General features: G+C 70.5%; 12 protein-coding genes and 1 pseudogene. 3 read left to right on the plus strand and 10 right to left on the minus strand.

What is annotated here, in order from left to right; all coding sequences use genetic code 11:
• Positions 1-98: 98 nt before the first annotated feature.
• Together ACZ7M2_RS30320 and ACZ7M2_RS30325 are read left to right on the plus strand one after the other, a co-directional pair.
• Positions 99-704: an RNA polymerase sigma factor gene (locus tag ACZ7M2_RS30320; RefSeq protein ID WP_471597987.1), complete on the plus strand. Its 606-nt coding sequence runs from the start codon at positions 99-101 to the stop codon at positions 702-704.
• Positions 701-1,624, plus strand: coding sequence for a hypothetical protein (locus ACZ7M2_RS30325; RefSeq protein WP_471597988.1), 924 nt, complete (start codon positions 701-703; stop codon positions 1,622-1,624). Before ACZ7M2_RS30320 ends, ACZ7M2_RS30325 begins: the two co-directional genes overlap by 4 nt.
• 356 nt (positions 1,625-1,980) lie before the next feature.
• Here the strand turns inward: ACZ7M2_RS30325 and ACZ7M2_RS30330 are convergent.
• From ACZ7M2_RS30330 to ACZ7M2_RS30355, 6 genes and pseudogenes are all read right to left on the minus strand, one after another.
• A pseudogene (locus ACZ7M2_RS30330) lies at positions 1,981-2,136 on the minus strand (VOC family protein); the annotation flags it as partial.
• A gap of 148 nt (positions 2,137-2,284) precedes the next feature.
• Positions 2,285-2,884 carry a cation efflux transmembrane domain-containing protein gene (locus tag ACZ7M2_RS30335; protein WP_471597989.1) on the minus strand — a complete coding sequence of 200 codons (600 nt, stop codon included), beginning with the start codon at positions 2,882-2,884 and terminating at the stop codon, positions 2,285-2,287.
• 415 nt (positions 2,885-3,299) lie between these two features.
• Positions 3,300-6,548 carry a family 78 glycoside hydrolase catalytic domain gene (locus tag ACZ7M2_RS30340; RefSeq protein ID WP_471597990.1) on the minus strand — a complete coding sequence of 1,083 codons (3,249 nt, stop codon included), beginning with the start codon at positions 6,546-6,548 and terminating at the stop codon, positions 3,300-3,302.
• A 46-nt stretch (positions 6,549-6,594) separates the two neighbouring features.
• A complete protein-coding gene (locus ACZ7M2_RS30345; RefSeq protein ID WP_471597991.1) occupies positions 6,595-9,978 on the minus strand; it encodes a glycosylhydrolase-like jelly roll fold domain-containing protein in 3,384 nt (1,127 codons plus the stop codon).
• A gap of 95 nt (positions 9,979-10,073) precedes the next feature.
• Positions 10,074-12,596 (minus strand): glycoside hydrolase family 127 protein, encoded by a 2,523-nt coding sequence (locus ACZ7M2_RS30350; protein WP_471598163.1) that lies wholly within the window; start codon positions 12,594-12,596, stop codon positions 10,074-10,076.
• A 461-nt stretch (positions 12,597-13,057) separates the two neighbouring features.
• Positions 13,058-13,687, minus strand: a complete 630-nt coding sequence (locus ACZ7M2_RS30355) for an SDR family NAD(P)-dependent oxidoreductase (RefSeq protein ID WP_471597992.1) — start codon at positions 13,685-13,687, stop codon at positions 13,058-13,060.
• On the opposite strand from ACZ7M2_RS30355, the gene ACZ7M2_RS30360 reads away from it, so the two are divergent.
• Complete coding sequence (locus ACZ7M2_RS30360) at positions 13,591-14,181, plus strand: TetR/AcrR family transcriptional regulator (protein ID WP_471597993.1); 591 nt, start codon at positions 13,591-13,593, stop codon at positions 14,179-14,181. The genes ACZ7M2_RS30355 and ACZ7M2_RS30360 overlap by 97 nt on opposite strands.
• Positions 14,182-14,602: 421 nt before the next feature.
• Here the strand turns inward: ACZ7M2_RS30360 and ACZ7M2_RS30365 are convergent, their stop codons facing one another.
• From ACZ7M2_RS30365 to ACZ7M2_RS30380, 4 genes are all read right to left on the minus strand, one after another.
• Complete coding sequence (locus ACZ7M2_RS30365) at positions 14,603-15,301, minus strand: DUF4232 domain-containing protein (RefSeq protein WP_471597994.1); 699 nt, start codon at positions 15,299-15,301, stop codon at positions 14,603-14,605.
• 525 nt (positions 15,302-15,826) lie between these two features.
• Positions 15,827-16,204: a hypothetical protein gene (locus tag ACZ7M2_RS30370; protein ID WP_471597995.1), complete on the minus strand. Its 378-nt coding sequence runs from the start codon at positions 16,202-16,204 to the stop codon at positions 15,827-15,829.
• Positions 16,205-16,785: 581 nt separating this feature from the next.
• The gene (locus ACZ7M2_RS30375; protein ID WP_471597996.1) at positions 16,786-17,199 is read right to left on the minus strand and encodes a VOC family protein; all 414 of its coding nucleotides are present in this window, start codon (positions 17,197-17,199) and stop codon (positions 16,786-16,788) included.
• The gene (locus ACZ7M2_RS30380; protein ID WP_471597997.1) at positions 17,196-17,780 is read right to left on the minus strand and encodes a dihydrofolate reductase family protein; all 585 of its coding nucleotides are present in this window, start codon (positions 17,778-17,780) and stop codon (positions 17,196-17,198) included. The genes ACZ7M2_RS30375 and ACZ7M2_RS30380 overlap by 4 nt, the downstream gene beginning before the upstream one ends.
• Between the last annotated feature and the right edge of the window lie 143 nt (positions 17,781-17,923).

The raw sequence follows: 17,923 nt of genomic DNA on the forward strand, positions 1-17,923 counted from the left end.
TTGCCGGGGGATGCCTGGGCGGTCGGCGCGAACGCTCCGCGTGCCACGCGACAAGTAAGGGGTGAGACCGCCGTCGGGCGGTCGGAGACGGAGACTCCGTGGAATCGGATCACAAGCACCAGGGCAGCGATGAGCGCGACGCCCTGCTGACGTGCGCTGTGGGCGACCCGGCCGCGTTCACACCGCTGGTGGAGCAGTTCTCACCCGCTCTGCACGGATACTTCGCCCGTCGCGCGCCCGGTGCTGCCGACGACCTGCTGGCCGAGGCATGGCTGCAGGCCTTCGCGGCGCGCCGCACCTTCGACGCCGCACGCGGATCGGCTCGGGGATGGCTGTTCGGGGTGGCCCGTAACGTCCTGGCCGGGCACATTCGGCGGGCCGGGCGGGCGACCGCCACAGCCGAACCCGTCGAGGTCGACCCATGGCCGGCGGTGGACCAGCGGCTGGACGCCGCCGCCCTGGCACCTGAACTGCGCCAGGCACTGGCCGAACTGCCCGCTGAGGAGCGGGAGCTGTTGCTGCTGGTGTCCTGGGAAGAGCTGACGCCGACGGAGGCCGCCGCTGTGGTCGGGATCCCCGCCGGCACGGCTCGCTCCCGCCTGCACCGTGCACGCGGCCGACTGCGCGCACACCTCGCCCCCGTCCGCCACCTGACCTTGACGCCCGCCACCCCCGTACGCACGGAGCGGAAGGAATCAGCATGACTCAGCGGCAGGACCTCCTCGATTTCCCCGGCGCTGAGGCGCTCCAGGCCGCGGGCCGCGTCGAACCCCCGACTCCGCAGGCCGTCGCCCAGGCACTGGCGGCGGTCCACGCCACCGCCCGCCAGGAGACCGCGCAACGTTCCGTCGTGGTTCCCCTCGGGCGGCGCCCCTTCACCCACGGCCGACGGATCCTGGCGACAGTGGTGGCGGCGGCCGCCGTCGCAGCGGGAGTGGTCGCGTACAGCGCCACGGATGCCCGCCAGGCCGGCGGCCACCCTACGCACCAGGCGCAGGCCGTCACCGTCGCCACCTTCCTGGACCACACTGCGGACGTGGCCTACGCCAGGCCGGCCGCCAGTGCGCGGTACTGGAAGGTGCGGACGAAGGTCACCCACACGGGAGCAGAGCCGGCCCCTGCGACCGACTATTACTACGCTCGCTCCATGGATGCCGTCTACATCGTCGCGGGCGGCCAGACACACAAGAAGCCGGGCGCCTTCGGCTGGCGCCTCGGGTCCAAGGAACTGCACGGCTGGAGCGATCTGGACCGGCTGTCCACCGACCCGACGCAGCTGCTCGCACTGATGAACAGCTCCAAGGAATACGCCGACCAGTCCGCCTTCCTCCAGGCCGGCGCCCTCCTCGGCGAGACCCCCGCTGGGCCCAAGCTGCGCGCCGGGTTGTACCGGGCCCTCGCCCGCCTCCACGGGGTCAAGCTCGTCGGCACAGTGAAGGACAGTGCCGGCCGCACCGGCACGGAACTGGTCTTCAACGGCGTCGCCAGCACTGACCACATGCTGATCGACCCCAAGACGAGCGCCCTGCTGGAGACCAGCAGCGTCAGCACCAAGGGCAGCGACCGCGGCAACACCACACGCATCACCTACGTGTCCGTCGGCCCCGCCGACAAGATCGGCTGACCTTCCCGCTTCATCCCTGAACCGGCGCCCCGGGCCCCCGAACGGCCCTGGGGCGCCGCATGGCAAACACCAACGACGGGCTCGCCGCCCCAGGGACCCGCGTCATCGCCTGGCTCGTCGCCCAGGGCAACCGCCGCCTGCCCCACCACGGCAGCGTCAAAGGCGAGCGCTGGATCCACCACCGCGCCGCCGCCCTCAACCTCCGCCGACTGACCAACCTCGGACTCGACCACCGTGACGGCACCTGGACGATCAACCCTGCCGCCATGCGACGAAAGGGTCGTCCGGCCCTCACGGCGCCGAACGACCCCCACCAAGATCTTCATCAGTCTTCAACTAGGACTGGCCAACCGCTCACCGATGACGACTTCGTCCTCACAGTCGAGACCGGCGAAGTCAGCGTTCGACTTGGGATGGAGTTCCAGACCGGTGGCCTGTTGATAGAACGCCGCCAAAGCCAGCGGATCCGGGCAGTCGAGGGTTATCGCGCTCAACTTCATCTGCAAGGGCATGACGCCTCCGGGACGATCAGTGGACTTCGTTGACGCACACCCTAGAGGCGGCTGCCGCGGCTGAGCAGTGGTGAAACGGCAGCCCCGAGTCGACCGAGGGGCGTCGTCAACCCGGCAGCCGATCCGGCTCCAGCACCAGTTTCTGACCTCAGTGGTCGCCGAAGAGGATCTCCTTCACTTCGCGGACCGCGTAGTAGACGAGCACATAGCCCGCTGCCGGGTCCGCCCACCACCAGCCGGCCACTCCGTTGAGGACGAGGCCGAGCAGGACCGCGGCGGCCAGCAGCCCGTCGATCAGGGTGACCCGGCCCTCGGTCTTGAGTACTGGGTTGTCCAGAGCGGCACCGGTGCGGGTCTTGCCGAAGGCGAGGGCGAACATCACCGCGGCGGTGATCGCGGTCCACGCGATGCCCAGCGGGGAGTGGTGAGCATGGTGGCCGGTGGCCAGCACCCACGTCGACTGCACCAGCAGATACACGGCCAACAGCACGAAGCCGACCCCGATCAGCCGCAGGGCACGACGCTGCCGGTCCTCACCCGTTCCAGACAGTTCCCAAATCACCACCGTTGAGGCACCGATCTCGATCAGGGAATCGAGACCGAACCCGGCCAGCGCGACCGACTCCGCCGAGATCGCGGCGATGGCCAGCACCACGATGCCGATCACGTTCCAGCCCAAGGTGACGTATTCCAGGGCGAAGCCCCGGCGCAGCAGGGTCTGCCGGGAGGTTTCCTTCACATCGCTCACCGGGCGATTCTCCCAGTCACCCCCAGCAAGGCCCACAACACCCTCGTTGCCATGCGCGGTTCAGAAGCAGGCAGCCGGAAGCACAGCACTCCGCCTGACGACCATGCGCGAACCGCAGCCGCGTTGAACCCGCGTCCGAGCGACTTTCGTGGCCGACGCCGCCGACCACGGACAGCGTCCAAGTCGCGCGCGTCCGCTGTCCACTTCCGAGGCAACCGCTCGGGCTCAGCTCTGCGGGCGCTGCCGCCTTCCGGGACCCGAGCGGATCGTGGTCCGCGCCAGGGCGAGAACGTCGGGATCGCACCGCCGGCCCGGTCCGCAACCTCGTGACATCGCTCCCTCGGTCCTGGAACAGCCGGGCCGGGCAGCACACCGTGGTGTGCGGCCCGGCGTCCGAGGGCGGGCGCGGGTCGCGCTATGAGGTGACCGAGCGGAAGTTCCAACGGCCCGAGCCGACTTCGTACACCGTCTCGGTCCCGCCGTCGCGCACCAGCCGTGCTCCGGCCGGTGCCTCGGCATGTCCGTCGAACAGGGGGACATGCACCTCCGCCGTGCTGCCCGCGGGCACGTCCACGGTGAGACGGAACAACCCGGCGTCGCGCCTCCAGTCGGTCCGTGCGACGCCGTACGGCGTGCGGTAGGAGCCCGACGCCAAGGTCATGTCTCCCTCGACGGCCGGGGCGATGAGGAGCTTGGAGTAGCCGACGGACTCGGGCGTCTGCCCGATACCGGCGACCCGAGTGGTGAACCAGGAGTCGATGGCGCCGAGCATGAAGTGGTTCTGCGACTGCCCGGGGCCGCCGTCCCAGGATTCGCCCAGCGTGGTGTTGCCGGCGCGCACCTGGTAGCCGTAGCTCGGGCTGGTCGTCCGGGTGGCGATCTCGTGGACGATGTCGTCGCGACCCGCGGTGGACAGGACGCGGAAGGCGGCCGGCAGGGAGATCTCGCCCAGCAGCAGGTGGTAACCGGCGTCCTTGACGGCGTTGGTGAAGTGGCTGAGCAGGCGGTCCTTCTCCCCCGCCGGGTACGCCCCCATGTCGAGGGCCAGGGCCTCGGCGCCCTGACCACCACCCCCGAAGGTGCCGGTGGCGGGGTCGTAGTATTTCGCGGCGAGTGCCGTCGCGCTGGCGTCGGCCTTCACCCGGTACGCGTCGGCCGCTGCCCGGTCGCCCAGGACGTCCGCGATCCGGCCGAGGGCGTCGACAACCCGCCAGTAGCCGTAGGTTCCGGCGACCGCTCGCGGGAACGTGCGGTCCGGTGTGAACCAGTCGCCAAGCCCGTAGTCGAGGATGCCGCCGGACACCTGCCGCTCGAGGAAGTCGGCGTACTGGCGCATGCGCGGGTAGTAGGTGCGCAGCGTTTCCGTGTCCCCGTAGGTCGTGTAGAGCTGCCAGGGGACGAGGACGAACGCGCCGCCCCAGTTGGCGTCGTTGCGGTAGGCGCCGGGCAGGCTGGTGTACTCCGGCACGGTGCTGGGGATCAGCCCGTCCTGTGTCTGCGCGTCCGCCATGTCACCGACGATCTTGCGGAGGTAGGACCGCATGTCGTAGTTGGCGGCGAGCGCGGGGAAGACGAGTTGGTCCTGCTCCAGCCATCCCAGTTTCTCCCGGCTGGGGCAGTCGGTGAGGACGCTCATCATGTTCCCCTGGATGGCGCGCCGGATCAGCGAGTGGATGCCGTTGACGAGCGGATCGGAGCTGCTGAAGTCGCCGGCCGAGGTGTTGTCGGTGCGCAGCACCTTGCCGCGTACGGTGACCGTCGCGTCCTCGGGCAGGCCCTTGAGTTCCAGGTAGCGGAAGCCGTGGTAGCCGAAGCGTGGGTGCCAGGTCTCGCTGCGGGCGCCCCGGGTGGTGTAGCTGTCCCAGAGGGGGGCTCCCACGTTGCTGATGGACTGGAACGCGTGGCCGTCCTTCAGGCTTTCGGCCGGGTAGACACGGATTTCGGTTCCGGCCGCGGCGCTGACGGTGATCTCGGGCCAGCCGGCGATGTTGCGGCCCAGGTCGAAGACCCGGCTGTGCTCGGCGCCGTCGACCTCTTTGCCGGTGAGGGTCTCGACGACCTTGATGGGTTCGGTCTCGCGTGCGCTGAGCCGGGCCGGGTTCTGCGCGGTGCCGGGGCCCGGTACCGCGACCGCCCTCCCCCACCGGTGCCGGTCGCCGCTCGGCTCGTCCCAGTGGGGGATCTCCCGGCGTGCGTCGTAGTCCTCGCCGCCGTACCAGTTCGAGGAGGTGGTGGGTCCCAGCGTGGCACGCCAGTCGTCGCCGCTCGTGACGGTGCGGACGCTGCCGTCGGCCAGGGTCACCTCCAGCCGGGCGATCAGCTTGGGGTCGCTCAGGTTGCCGTACAGCTTGCGGTAGCGGTCGGCGGTGCTGACGACGTTGGACATACCGTTGCCCAGGGCGACACCGATGGTGTTGGCGCCGGTCCGCAGGCGGTCCGTGACGTCGTAGGTGGCGTACTGGACGCGCTGCGCGTAGTTGGTGTTGGCGGGCTCCAGGACGGCGTCACCCACCGGTTCGCCGTTGAGGGTGGCGTCGTAGATACCGAGGCCGGCGAGGTACAGCCGGGCGCTGCGTACCTTCGCGCGCAGGGTGAAGTCGTCGGTGAGCAGGGGCAGTCCGTCCGGCAGGTAGGGCTGGGGCGGCTGCTGGCCGTCGACCTGGGCGAGCGTGGTGAAGGGGCCGCTCGCGCTGTCGGCGCTCGACAGCGCGTAGTCCACCGGGAAGTTCGGGACGCGGCCGTCCGCGGTGAGGACGTCGGCGCGCGGGTAGAGCGCCACCTCGTCGAAGGTCTTCGCCGTCTTCAGGTCGAGGGTGAGGAGCACCGGCGCGGCGGCGACGTCCGCACTGCTGTGCGCGGCGCTCGCATACCCGGCGGCGGTCTGCAGGGCGCTGTTGGACAGACCGTCGACGGCCAGGGACGGTTCCCAGGTCTTGCGCAGGGTGTTGCTCTCCGAGGCCGTGACCGCGGCGCCCCGGGCGAGGCCGGTGGTGGAGGTGGCGGAGTCGCGGACGTCGATCTCGCCGAGCTGGACGCGCCAGGTGCGGGCGGGAAAGGCCTCCGCCAGGGGCAGACCGAGCTTGGTGACGTCCAGGCGTACGTAACGGGCGTTGGTGCGGGGGACCTTGACGACGACGGGTTCGACGGTGCGCTCGCTCAGTCGCCAGTCCGGATGCGTGATCCAGTCGGCGTCCCAGTCCGACTGACGGGTCAGGCCGGTCTCGAAGACGGCGGTGCCGCTCCATCCCGAGTCGCTCTGCCCGTGCGACGACCAGAGCTTGACCCGCCAGTACACGCGGGTGCGGGAACCGATGTCCTTGCCCGCGTACGTCGTCTCCGGCATCGTGGAGCGGACCTTGCCCGAGTCCCACAGGTCGGGGCGCCCGTGGCGCAGCAAGTCCGGTGAGGTGGCCGCCTGGACGCGGTAGGCGGACTGGAGGGTGTTCGCGGCGCGGGCGGTGGTCTGCCAGCTGAGGTCGGGCGTGGTGTCGTCGATGCCCAGCGCCCGGCTCAGGTGCTGGGTGCGCAGCCGGGTCGGGGTGATGGTGCCCGTGGTGGCGTCGGCGGTGACGGCGCCTGCCAGCACGGTGACGAAGGCGGTCAGTCCGGCGAGGAGTACGGGCACGGGCCGTCGCCGTCTGCTGCGGGGACGGGGTCTGAGCATGGGGACTCCTGGGGTGCGTGCGGGTCGGGAAGGGTTCGGGGGCTGGTCAGACGCGCACGAGGTCGGCGGTGACGTGCCGCCGGAATCGCAGGGTGACTGGTCCGAGCAGGCCGGACGGCAGGGGTTTGTTCCGTTCGTTGGAGAGGGTGTTGGCCACTCGGACGCGGAGGGAGTTGTGGCCGGGCTTCACCAGGCCGGTGAGGTCGACGACCCATGGCGCCCACAGCAGGGGCGGAAGGTCGGTGCCGTTGACCGTGACGGCCGCCACGTCACGGACGTCGCCGAGGTCCAGCAGTACCCGCCGACCGTCGAGCAGGGCGCGCTCGACATCGATGTCGGTGGTGTAGGTGCCGCTGCCGGAGAAGAGACGGTCGTGGTCGGTCCAGCTGCCCAGGGGTCCGGTGATCGGTGTGGCGTCGGCGCGGTCCAGGGTGAGGGTCCAGTCGCCGGCCACGCCGACCGGCTCGAGCGGGTCGGCGGTGCGCACCGTGCCGCGGTAGGTGTGGGTGCCGTCGGTTCCGGTGAGCTGGTGGCTGCCGGGGGCCGAGGCCTCCACCGTCACGCGCAGGGCGGGACCGTGCCGTTCGACCGCGACGACGGGCAACGCCGAGGAGGTCAGGTGCGGGACGGCTCGCGCGTCGTGGCGTACCACGACGATCAGCGTCTGGTACGGCTCCAAGCTCAGGGGCAGCTGAACGCCGCGCCTGGTGCCCCGGTGCAGCGGTGCGGTGCCCGTCCTGCCCGTCGCGGGGTCCCAGAGCTCGGGAACCCCGGTCGCGGGGAGCGTGGCGACGGTCTCAAGGGGAGCACCGCCTTCGTTGTTGATGAGGAAGGCGGTGTCCGTGCCCCGGTGGACGCGCAGCACGCGCACCGCGTCCTGCGGGGTGTCCAGCACGGCGGCGGCGACCCCGGCCCCGTGCGTCGCGGCGCGCAGTCCGGTGGTGTCGGCGATGCGCACCGCACGCCCTCGGCCCACCGACCGACTGCCGGGCACGGGCTCGCCGAACAGGTCGGTCAAGGCGCGCGTGAGGGACCGGTCCCTGCCGTCCGCCTCGTCGGCGGGGAGGGAGCCGACGGCCACGACGGTTCCGCCCGCCCGTGCGAACCGCGCCAGCGTGTGCACGCAGGCCACGTCCAGGGTCGGCGTCACGGGCAGCACCACCAGGTCGTAGCGGGCCGCGCCGACGGCCAGGCGGCCGTCACGGACCTCGGCGTGGCACAGCAGGTCCGGGTCACCACAGAGCGCGCCCTCGTGGACGAGGTCGAAGTCGACCTGGGCCCGCTCCAGCGCGTAGGCCACGTCGGCGAGCGCGTCGTCGACCTCGCCCTGCCGGTCGGTACCGGTCCACTGCTCGGCCGCGTGCTGCGGCTGCAGGATCGCGGTACGGGCCCCGGGCGTCCCGCGGCCGGCCTCCATCACCCGGCCGATCCATTCGGCGAGCGGTCGCATCGCCCACCACCAGGGGGCGCGCGGGCCGAAGGGCGGCGGAAAGTAGACGAGTGTCTCGTCGGTCCACAGCGCGTGCAGGACCGTCAGGTTGATGCCCCGCGTGGCCTGGGCCCCGACGGTCGCGTGGACGAAGCCGGGCGTGACCTGCCAGCCCATGTTGCCGAACATCTCCAGCAGGGCCCGCTCCCGGCCCGTCTGGTGGGCGACGGACGCCGGGTTGCGGGGGATCATGGTGGGTTCACCGGCCACGTACTCGGCCGTGATGATGTCCCCGCCAGGAACGTGAGCCCACTGGTTGACCTTGTGCAGGTCTCCGGTGGACGGTATGCGCTTGGCGGGGGCCGTCTCGTCGTAGAGGGGGTTGGTGATCAGGGCGACGTCGCGCTGCTCGTACCAGCGGGCCTGCTTCTGGAAGCACCGTGCGAAGCGGTTGGACACGGCCCGCCAGTAGCGGCCCCGGGCGATCCTGCCGTCGCGGCCCAGGTCGTCGAAGGCAGCTGCGTAGGCGATGCCGGGGGCGACGTCCACCGCTCGCAGCGCCTTGTCGAGGGTCGGCGACCACGGGAGGCGCCGGAAGTGGGCTTCGGCCGAGGCGAAGAACGGCTCGTCGTCCCAGAAGCCGGGCACCACCGTGCCGAAGGAGCGGCCGAAGCGCCGGTGGTACTCGCCCGGCACGATGTCGAGGAACAGCTCCACGGGCTCGTCGTCGAGCAGGTCGACGTAACTGCGGCTGTAGCCCTGGGTGTCGTCGATGAGGGGGACTCCCCCGAACAGGTCGATCTGCCAACGGCCGGCCGGGGCCTGCCAGGTGTGATCGTCGCTCAGCCGCCCGGTCAGGTCGACCACGTCGGCGGCGTCGGAGGTGCCGGCCGGCCGGGCCGCGGCGGCGACGGCCGTCACCTCGTCGCCGAGGCGCACGCGCTCGGGGAAGTCCCCCGCGTCGGCCGGGTCGTCGAAGGCCGCGGTGTGGAGGGTGGTGCCGTCGTCCGCCGCGACGGTGAGGCTGTCCCACAGGGAACGCTGGTCGGCCACGGCCCGTACGCCCGCCCCGCCGGCCGCATACCGGTCGTCGTCGACGCTGCCCTTGGCCTTGCCGTCCAAGGTGACGGACAGCATGGTGCCACGGACGGTGACGGCCACGGTGTGGAACTTGGTCTTGTTGAAACCATCGGTCCGGGTGCTGCGCAGCAGTTCGACGGGGTCCGCGCCGCGCGCCAGCCGCAGGACGGTGACGACTCCGGTCTGGTCGAAGGTCACGGCGTAGCCGTCGAGGCCGTCGGACGAGGCCCGGACGACGAGGCCGGCCGCGGTGTGGTCGGCCTTGGCGCTGCCGGTGACGGTGTAATCCGTCCACCGTTCACCGCCGCGCAGGACGGCGACACCGTCGAGCACCGCCGCGTCGGCGACCAGGTGCCCGGCCTCCACGCCGACTCCGGTGGTGTGGCGCAGGTCGACGGTGGCGGGTCCCCGCACGATGGTGGTCGAGCGCCACAACGCCTTCAGCCGCAGGTCGGGCCGTGGTTGGTACGTATGCGAGCCGACCGTTCCGCCCTTGACGACGTACTCCCCCGCCCGGCCGCTGGGGAAGTGGTCGTCGTTGAACAGCCACACGCGCATGCCGGTCTGTTCCGCGGTGTGCAGCACATGGCCGACGATGTCGAACCACTCCTCGGTGAAGAACACCGGCTGCATCTGGGCGTTGTCGAACGGGAAGAGGACCACTTCGTACATGCCCTTGGACCGCAGATCCGCCATCTGGCGGTCTACCAGGTCGGCGGTGACGGGCCCGTTCCAGTACCAGTAGACGGTCGGTCTGCTGTCCTTGCGGGGGTCGGTGAAGTCCCGGGCGAGAAAGCCGGGTTCGCCGCTCGTGACGGACCCGGCGGCGCGGGCGGGATCGGGTACTCCGACCGCGAGCACGGTGCCGGCGGCACCGGCCGCGGCCACGAAGCGGCGTCTGGACAGGTCGTTGTGAGACATGGGTGAACTCCTGCGTGAACGGCGGGCGCCGGGAGGCGTGCCGAACGGAAGCGGGTGTGCGGAAGAGGGGACGGGAGCGCGCGCTGCGGGCCGGGTCAGCCGGCGGCCAGTCGCGCCACCTCGGACGCGCTCAGGGCCCGGTTGTGCAGACGGAAGTCGCGGACGGCGCCGTGCAGGTACGGATGGGTGGCGTTCTGGGAGCGCCCCAGGTAGTTGCGGGTGCTCCCGCCGAGCAGGAGGGGGCTCGCCACCATGGCGGAGTTGCGGCCGGCCTCGACGCCGTCGACGTACAGGACGCCGGTGCCGCCGGCGAGGGTGAGGGCCACGTGGGTCCACCGGCCCACGGGCAGCGGGGCGCCCGCGTCGATGAAGTCCTCGGCCTGCATTCCGGCGATCTTCAGGGCGGCCCTGGCCCGCCCGGCGCCGGTGGTGGCCACCAGGAACAGATAGGTCTCCTTGTGGAATCCCAGGTCGAAGACGCGGGCGGAGGCAGCCAGGGTGTCGACGCGTACCCGCACGCCGAGGGTCAGCTCCTCCAGCCCGCTCGGCAGGCCGGCGGGGAGCGCGACGTGGCCGCCGTGTCCGTCCAGGGACACCGAGCGCACACCGTCACTGTCGTCCCAGGTCGCGCCGACGAGCGTCGCGTCGGCGAAGGCGCCGGTACGGTCGGCCGCCGAGGTGCCGTTCCCCTCGTCGAAGGGATAACGGACGATGTCCCGTTCGCGCGCGGGACGCGGCCGCACGGCCCAGTAGACGTTGTACCGCTGGTGCTGCACTTCGTGGAACGGCCTCAGTTGTACGCGCCGGTCGTCGGCGAGTGCGGTGAACGCGGTGGCGCTGCCGGGCGCGGGGCGCAGGGTGTCCGGACGGACCGAGGGGAGGGTGGCGAGCGCGGTGTCACCGTACTCCCCCGCGAGGACCAGCGGGCCGTACGACAGCGACTTCACCTGCGGGTTGTCGGGCGCGGCCTGCCAGACGGGCTCGCGGGGCAGCACGAGCTCCACCGTGTCCCCGGAGTGCCAGCGCCGTTCCACCGTGGCATATGTTCCCGGCTCCGGCCGGACCGGGACGTGCCGGCCGTTGACCTTCAGCACGGCCGGCCTGCCGGAGTCCGCCACCCAGCCGGGGACACGGATCCTCAGAGTGAAGCGTGCCTCTCCCCCGGTGACGGTGAGACGGGTGCGGTTGGCCGTGGGATATTCCGTCTCCTGACGGATCGTCACTCCCATCTCCCGCCAGTGCACTTCGGAAGGGATGAACAGGTTGACGTAGAGCGCAGGACGGCGCGTGCCACGGGTGCGGAAGTAAATGCTGTCGGCGAACTTGGTGTGCGTCTCCAGTCCCGAACCGTGGTCGCAGGAGAAGTTGTCGTAGTCCCCGCTGTAACTGCCGGGCGCGGCACCGAGGCCACCCTTGGGCTGCCGCTCCGAGCCCGCCCACAACCCGGTGTAGTACGTCACGAACCCGTGCTCGGAGTCGGGATCCTGTTCGCCGAGCATCTGGTTGTAGAGCGTCCACTCGTAGTGGTCCATGCGGTCGGCGCGGGAGGGCTGATGGAGGAACAACTGCCGCCCGAGCTTGAGCATGTTGTAGCTGTTGCAGTTCTCGCAGGTCACCTCGGAGAGGCGGCTGACGATCTCGCCCGGCGGCCCGAACAGTTCCTGGTTGGAGTTGCCCCCGATGGCGTACGAGTGGTCCTGTACGACCGTCGTCCAGAAATGGTCGGCGATGTCCAGGTAGCGGCGCTCTCCCGTGGCCTCGTAGCTTGGTACCGCTCCCACGATCTTGGCGATTTCGGTGTTGGCGTGGTGCCCCGCGAGTTCGTCCCGGCCGGCGGCCAGCGGTGCGTACAGCGCCTCGTGGTCGAAGCGTCGGGCGGTCAGGAGGTGCGTCGCGTCGCCGGTCACCAGATGGAGGCGGGCGAGCACGTCGTTCATGCCGCCGAATTCCACGTTCAGCACCGTCTGCATCCGCTCGTAGGAGAGCGGTGAGGTGCGGGCATCGACCCAGGCCGCCATGTCCAGCAGGACGGCCAGCGCCTGCTCGTTGCCGCTGAGTTCGTACTGGTCGAGCAGGCCCGCCATGATCTTGTGAAGGGTGTAGTACGGCGCCCACGGTTTGCCGCCGGCTTCGAGCTGGTCGAAGACGGACTCGGGAAAGGCCGACAGATAGCCGCGGTGATAGCCGGCGGCCGGGGCGGACTGCTGGCACTGGGCCAACACCGACACGATGGACCGGGCCTTGGCCCCGTAGGCTTCGTCGCCGGTATGGGCGTGTGCCTGGGCCAGCGCGCTGAGCAGGTGCCCGATGGTGTGGCCGCGCAGCTGGATCCCTGGGGCCTCCCACCCTCCACAGGGTTCGGCCGAGGAGGGCAGTCCCACGTTCAGGCGGAAGGTGTGCAGCAGCCTGTCGGCGTCGACGAAGAGCAGATACGCGCAGGTGCGCCGCATGTTGGCGAGGAACGGGCTCTCCAGCAGCCGGACATCGGCCGGCGGGAAGGCGGTGAGAGCGGGTCGCGGTCCCGCCGTGGCGGCGCCGGCCGGCTGAGGGGGCAGCGCGACGGCGGCGGCCACGACGGATGTGGCGAGGAGGATCTGGCGGCGGGACGGGCGGGGCATGTCGCGTGGTGCGGACAAGTCGCCGTGCTCCTTCCGGGCAGGGGAGAGTGCCTCCCCGCACGGCTGCGATCGCAGGCGCGACGGCGGAGGATTGCGGGCTCAACTGACGGCAGAGGTCTGACACTTCACCGACTTGAATCGTTTTACGTCGTCCGCCGGAGACGGTAAGTGTGCACATCACAACCGTCAAGGGTTCGCGCAAGGACGGCCGTTGCCGGAATAATTGCCTGCAAAGGCGCTTTTCTGTGGGGACTGCCTCACTACGTTCAGGCCATGGCCACACGGGGTGGAGCCCGCGGCCGCGCCGGAACCCGGCCCGCCCAACAGCATCCCGAGGAAGAATTTTGAATCGTTCAAAGGAGTGGATGCACTACGCCGTCTGCACTATTGCAAGTGGCGGAGGATGCACTTCTGTACCTCGAAATCGATGTCCAACCCGGGAGGTGCCGTCTCGGTGCGCATCACCCGTTGCTGTCGGGAACATCGGACATACCGCGCGGCCAAGATGATCCGAACTGACACAGCGGGCATGACGTCCGTCTGCACGGCGAGCGTGTCTCGTGGTGCCGCCCTGGAGGTCGGCGATGTCGCCGCGCAGGGCTTCCTGCCAGTACGTCCGAGCCTCGGTGGGCTTGGTGATCTCGGCGGGGAAGATGTCCTGCCTGTGGTCCGGCCGGCCGGTCTCCCTCGAGCTGGAGGACCTGGACGTGATCGGGGCCGAGATGGTTGGTGGCGAACTGCATCTCGAAGTCCTCCTCGGTGCTGCCTTCGGGGAGGTTCATGGCGCCCGCATTGTTGATCAGCAGGTCGACGTCACCCTGCCAGGAGGCAGCGAAGCGGCGGACCGAGGAGAGGTCCGCCACGTCGAGGTGGCGGACCTCCAGCGTGCCGCGGGCGCCCGTGACGGTCCGGGCGGCGGTCTCGCCGCGGTCGGTGTTCCGCACGGCGAGCACGACGTGGGCGCCCGCCCTCACCAGGGCGTCGAGCGAAGGGCATGAAGACCCGCCCTTACCACCACGGAGACCTCCGTGCCGCCCTGCTCGACCGAGCCGAACAGACGCTCGGTCAGAAGGGGCCGGACGCGCTGTCACTGCGGGAACTGGCCCGGGAAGCGGGGGTCAGCCCCGGCGCGCCCAGCCACCACTTCAAGAGCAAGCGGGCGCTGCTGGACGCTCTGGCGCTGGAGGGCTTCGCCCGCCTGGAGGCCACGCCGACCGAGGCCCTGGAGCAGGCCGGCGACTCCTTCGCCGACCGGCTCACCGCGCTCGCCCGCACCTATGTGGCCTTCGCCACCGCCAACGCCGTCCTGCTCGACCTGATTTGCGGCCACAAGCAAGAGAGCACCGCCTCCGACAGGTTGACCGCGGCCACACAGCGACTGGCAGCCCTGGGCACGGAACTGATCGAGGGCGGACAGCGCCGGGGCGAAGTCCGCGAGGGGCCGCTCGACCGCCTCGCCGCACCACTCACCGCCGCCCTCCAGGGCCTGACCGCACTGGCGCTGAGTGGCGCACTCTCAGCCGAGCAGATCGAGGAAGGCCTCGACGAGACGATCGCTTTCATCCTGCGCGGCTACGCACCTTGAGCCGCCGACACGCCGCGGCGGCCGCCGAGAGCCAGCACCACATGTGCGGGGCGCGGGTGTTCTGGCGCGGCCGGGATCAAGTCGGCTGCGCCAGGACAGACCACTGCCGACCGGCTCACGGGGACAAGCCGACCGGCCGGTCACCGCTCGTCATCAGACCGAGCGGATCCCCTCACCATGCCGCAGACGACGCGACCACCGAGGGCGCCAGGCCCATGCCGGCGCACCCGGCCGCCGGTTCGGACGTGGACTCGCTCAGGCCACCCGGGCCGGGAGGGAATATGCCGAGGTCGGCACAGCGGTCCGCGGCAGCGTGACGGCGTGTGGGCGGCCGTATTGACCGGCCTGCGGGCACGGGCCTCACCGCTCACGCGGTGGGGCCAGAACCTGAGGTCTTCATCAGTCTTCTGAAGCGTGCGGGTCAGCCGCCCTGACCGGCGCTTCCGACCGGGCCGACCTTCACCGGAGAGCCGGAGCCGTCCGTGACGGGCAGCGTGCCGGCGCCCGGCCAGGCGAGGGTGACCGACTTCGTCTCGTTCGGCGGGGTCACCAGCAGCCCCGTGATCCGGACGCCGGAGCCGCCCGACTTGTTGAGCGGGTAGTTGATGCCGAAGTACACCGACTGACCGCTCTTGAGGACGACCGAGCTGCCCTTCTCACCGGTGCGCTTCGCGGACAGCGACCCCGAGCTGGTCTTCAGGTCGACGCCCGCGTATCCGGTCACCGCGCAGGCCCGGCCGCCGGCGTTCTTCAGCTGCACCGCGACGGTGCCGTCGGGGTCTCCGGTGATGGTGCTGTCCGTCGCCGTGATCCTCAGGTCGCCGGTGCGGCACTTGCCGGCCTTGCTGCTCGCGTCGGAACCGGACCCGGCGGCCGTGCCCTGCCCGCCAGAACTCTTCCCGCCCGTTGAGTCCTGCCCGGCGGAGCCCGTCCCGCCGCCCTGAGTGCTGCCCGTGCTCGACGAACCGGACGGGGTGACCGCCTTGCCGGCCGGGGTGGCGGACGAAGAGCTCTGCGCGGCGCCCGCGTCAGTGCCTGCGTCCTGACATGCCGTCATCAGCATGGCGCCGCCGACGAGGACAGCGGAGACGAGAAAAGCCTTGCGACGGTTGCCGGACATGAAAGACCCCTTGGTATCCACTGGTTGAACCGAGTCGGTTTCGGCTCCTCGGTGCTTGCTCGATCACTAGGAGGGAGCTGTGAACCGAGGGGATACCAGCGTCGTCGTTCCACGACACCGCCGTCGCAGACCGGTGACATGGTCACGATGTAAAGGAACAAGGTCAGCCCGGTACGGCCCCGTTCGGCGCCCCGGCAACAACACGCCTGCCCAGCTGGGGCACGAACGCGACCTTGAACGTCACGCCGGTGAGACCGCAGCAGCGCCTCCGGGCCGCCCGCACTCCTGGGATGGCGCCACGGTCGCAACCTGACTGGAGCACACCTGAGGCACCGGGCGCAGCCACCGCAGACACCGGGCAGCGTGGACGGCGGGGGCTGCGCACCGCCGAGCAGCCGGTCGACTGACCGGCGGGCGCCCGCCCCGTGGCGGCGGCGGGCGCCGTACGGAGTCGGCGCCCGCCTGAAGGCACGGCTGCTGTCCGGAGTGGTCGCGCCACTGCGGCACCCCGTGGGAGCGCGCGGGCTACCGGCCGGTGTCCTGGTACGGGGAGGCGCAGTAGTCGACGCTGTCAATGACCACGCACGCCGTGAAGAGGATGATCGGATTGCTCTGGATGTCGGTGGTTTCGCTGCAGGTGCCGTTGCCCTTGAAGTCCGACAGCGTCTGAGGGCCTCCGACCCTGCGGTAGTAGCGGACGGCGACCCCGTAGCCGTCCGGATCGAGGTCACAGACCCTGACGGCACCGTTCGCGCCGTAGGACACGGCCTTCGCGCGGGTGTGAGCGCCGTAGGCGACGAGGGAGGTGCGGTCGGCGGCTTGCGCCGGTCCCGAAAGCGCCAGTGCGCCCAGCAGAGCCGCGCCGGCGGTCAGTGCACGCCCTGTCTTCCGATACCTGGTCATGATCTTTCCCTTCTCGTCGGCCCGTCGGGCCTGAGGGTCCCCCGCGGCGTGTGCCGTCGGGTTGGGCGGGGCTGGTCGAGGTCCTGCCGGGCATCGAGCTTTCCGGCCGCGGCTTTATCTGGCAGCCCCCTGCTGCTACTTCGGACAATCCCGTAGCGTCGCGTCGGAGCGAGGCTGCCGTTGACCAGGACGCCGGGGAGCGCGTCCCCATCCATGCCGTCCGGCCGGGACTTCCACAGCGCGCCAGGCCGGGTGTCAGAACTCATGAGTGCCTCCTGCCGCGGTCGCTACGGGTTTCACTCTGAGAGGGAGGCGAGCCCCCGGAGTGTGACATCGACGCCCCGGAGGTGACCCACATCTCACTGTTCGACAGTGCGTGGTGCTCAGGGTCTGCCTTCGCCCACCATTGCGGCGGCGCCCCGATCCCCGCGTCCTCCGGCAAGACCAGCCGCCACCGTCTCAACCGGGCGGCGACCGTCAGGAGTAATCGTCAAGACCTCTGGATGCGGTGGGATGTCGCCTTGTGTTGCGCCGCGGTCGCGCCGAGGAGAAGCTTCGTTACTCCGCAGACCGTGGCCGCCTCAGGCGAAGTCTGCTGCGGTGATGCCGTCGGAATGTCCGGACGGCCACTCCACCAACTCGATCCGGTAACCATCCGGGTCCGTGAGCCACGACGTCTTCGGGCCGTGAGGGCCGCCCGGGTACTGGAGGGGTCCAGGCCTCAGGCCGGCTTCGGTCAGCGTCTCCAGGGTGTTGGCAAGCCTCTCCACCTGGATCGCGAGGTGGTCGAAACCGCTGCCCGCGTCGACCGGTCCGTCCCCGGGGCGGTGGACCAGTTCGAGCGAGGCCGCCGGTTCGTCGGGGAACTTGAGGATCACGAGGCGAGCCCCGTCGCCGCCCTCGACCCTGCCCAGTTCGGCGTAGCCCAAGGCGGTGTAGAAACCGAGCGAGCGGTCCAGGTCGGTGACGCGGTAGGCGACGAAGAGCGTCTTCACGCGGCCTCCTCGGGTCGATGCACCCGGTAGCGGAGATGCGTGACGTCTCGATCCTCGAGCCGTCGGACGAGGTCGAGTTCGATGTGATCGCTACCCAGGTGGTCGAACAGCCGTCGACCGTCCCCGAGGAGGACCGGAACCAGGTGGATCTCCATCTCGTCCACCTGCCCGGCTCGCAGAAGCGCTTGGGCCGCCCCCGCCCCATGGACCATGACAGGCCGGTCCCCTGCGGCCGCGCGAGCCTGACGGGCGCAGTCCTCGACATCCGTGACGAAACGCGCGTGGCCGGGTGGCACGTCCCCGTCATCCACCTGGTGGGTGAGTACGAAGATCGGCACGCCGGCGTGGTGATCGCCCTGCCAGCGCCCGGCGAGTTCGAAGGTCCGACGGCCGGAGATCACCGCGCCGGTCGCCAGCGCTTCGCGGTAGACCTGGCCGCTCGGACCGTCGGACTCCCGGTCGTCGAGCCAGTTGAAGAGCCGTCCACCGTCGCGTCCGAGCTCCTGCCCTGGCCGGTCGTCCGGGCCGGCGATATGGCCGTCGAGCGACATCGACATATACAGCCGAATCGGATTGTTCATCCTGGCCTCCCTCTCTCCTCCATAGCAACGGGATCCGGAGTTTCCTGATCCGCCGACGGGGCGGGCTTGTCACAAGGAAGACTTCAGGCAACCGGCAGACTCATCGGCCCGACGCCCCGGCCTGCTGCCGGGCTGAGGGCGCA

The sequence above is a fragment of the Streptomyces sp. NPDC111507 genome (genome assembly GCF_055638955.1).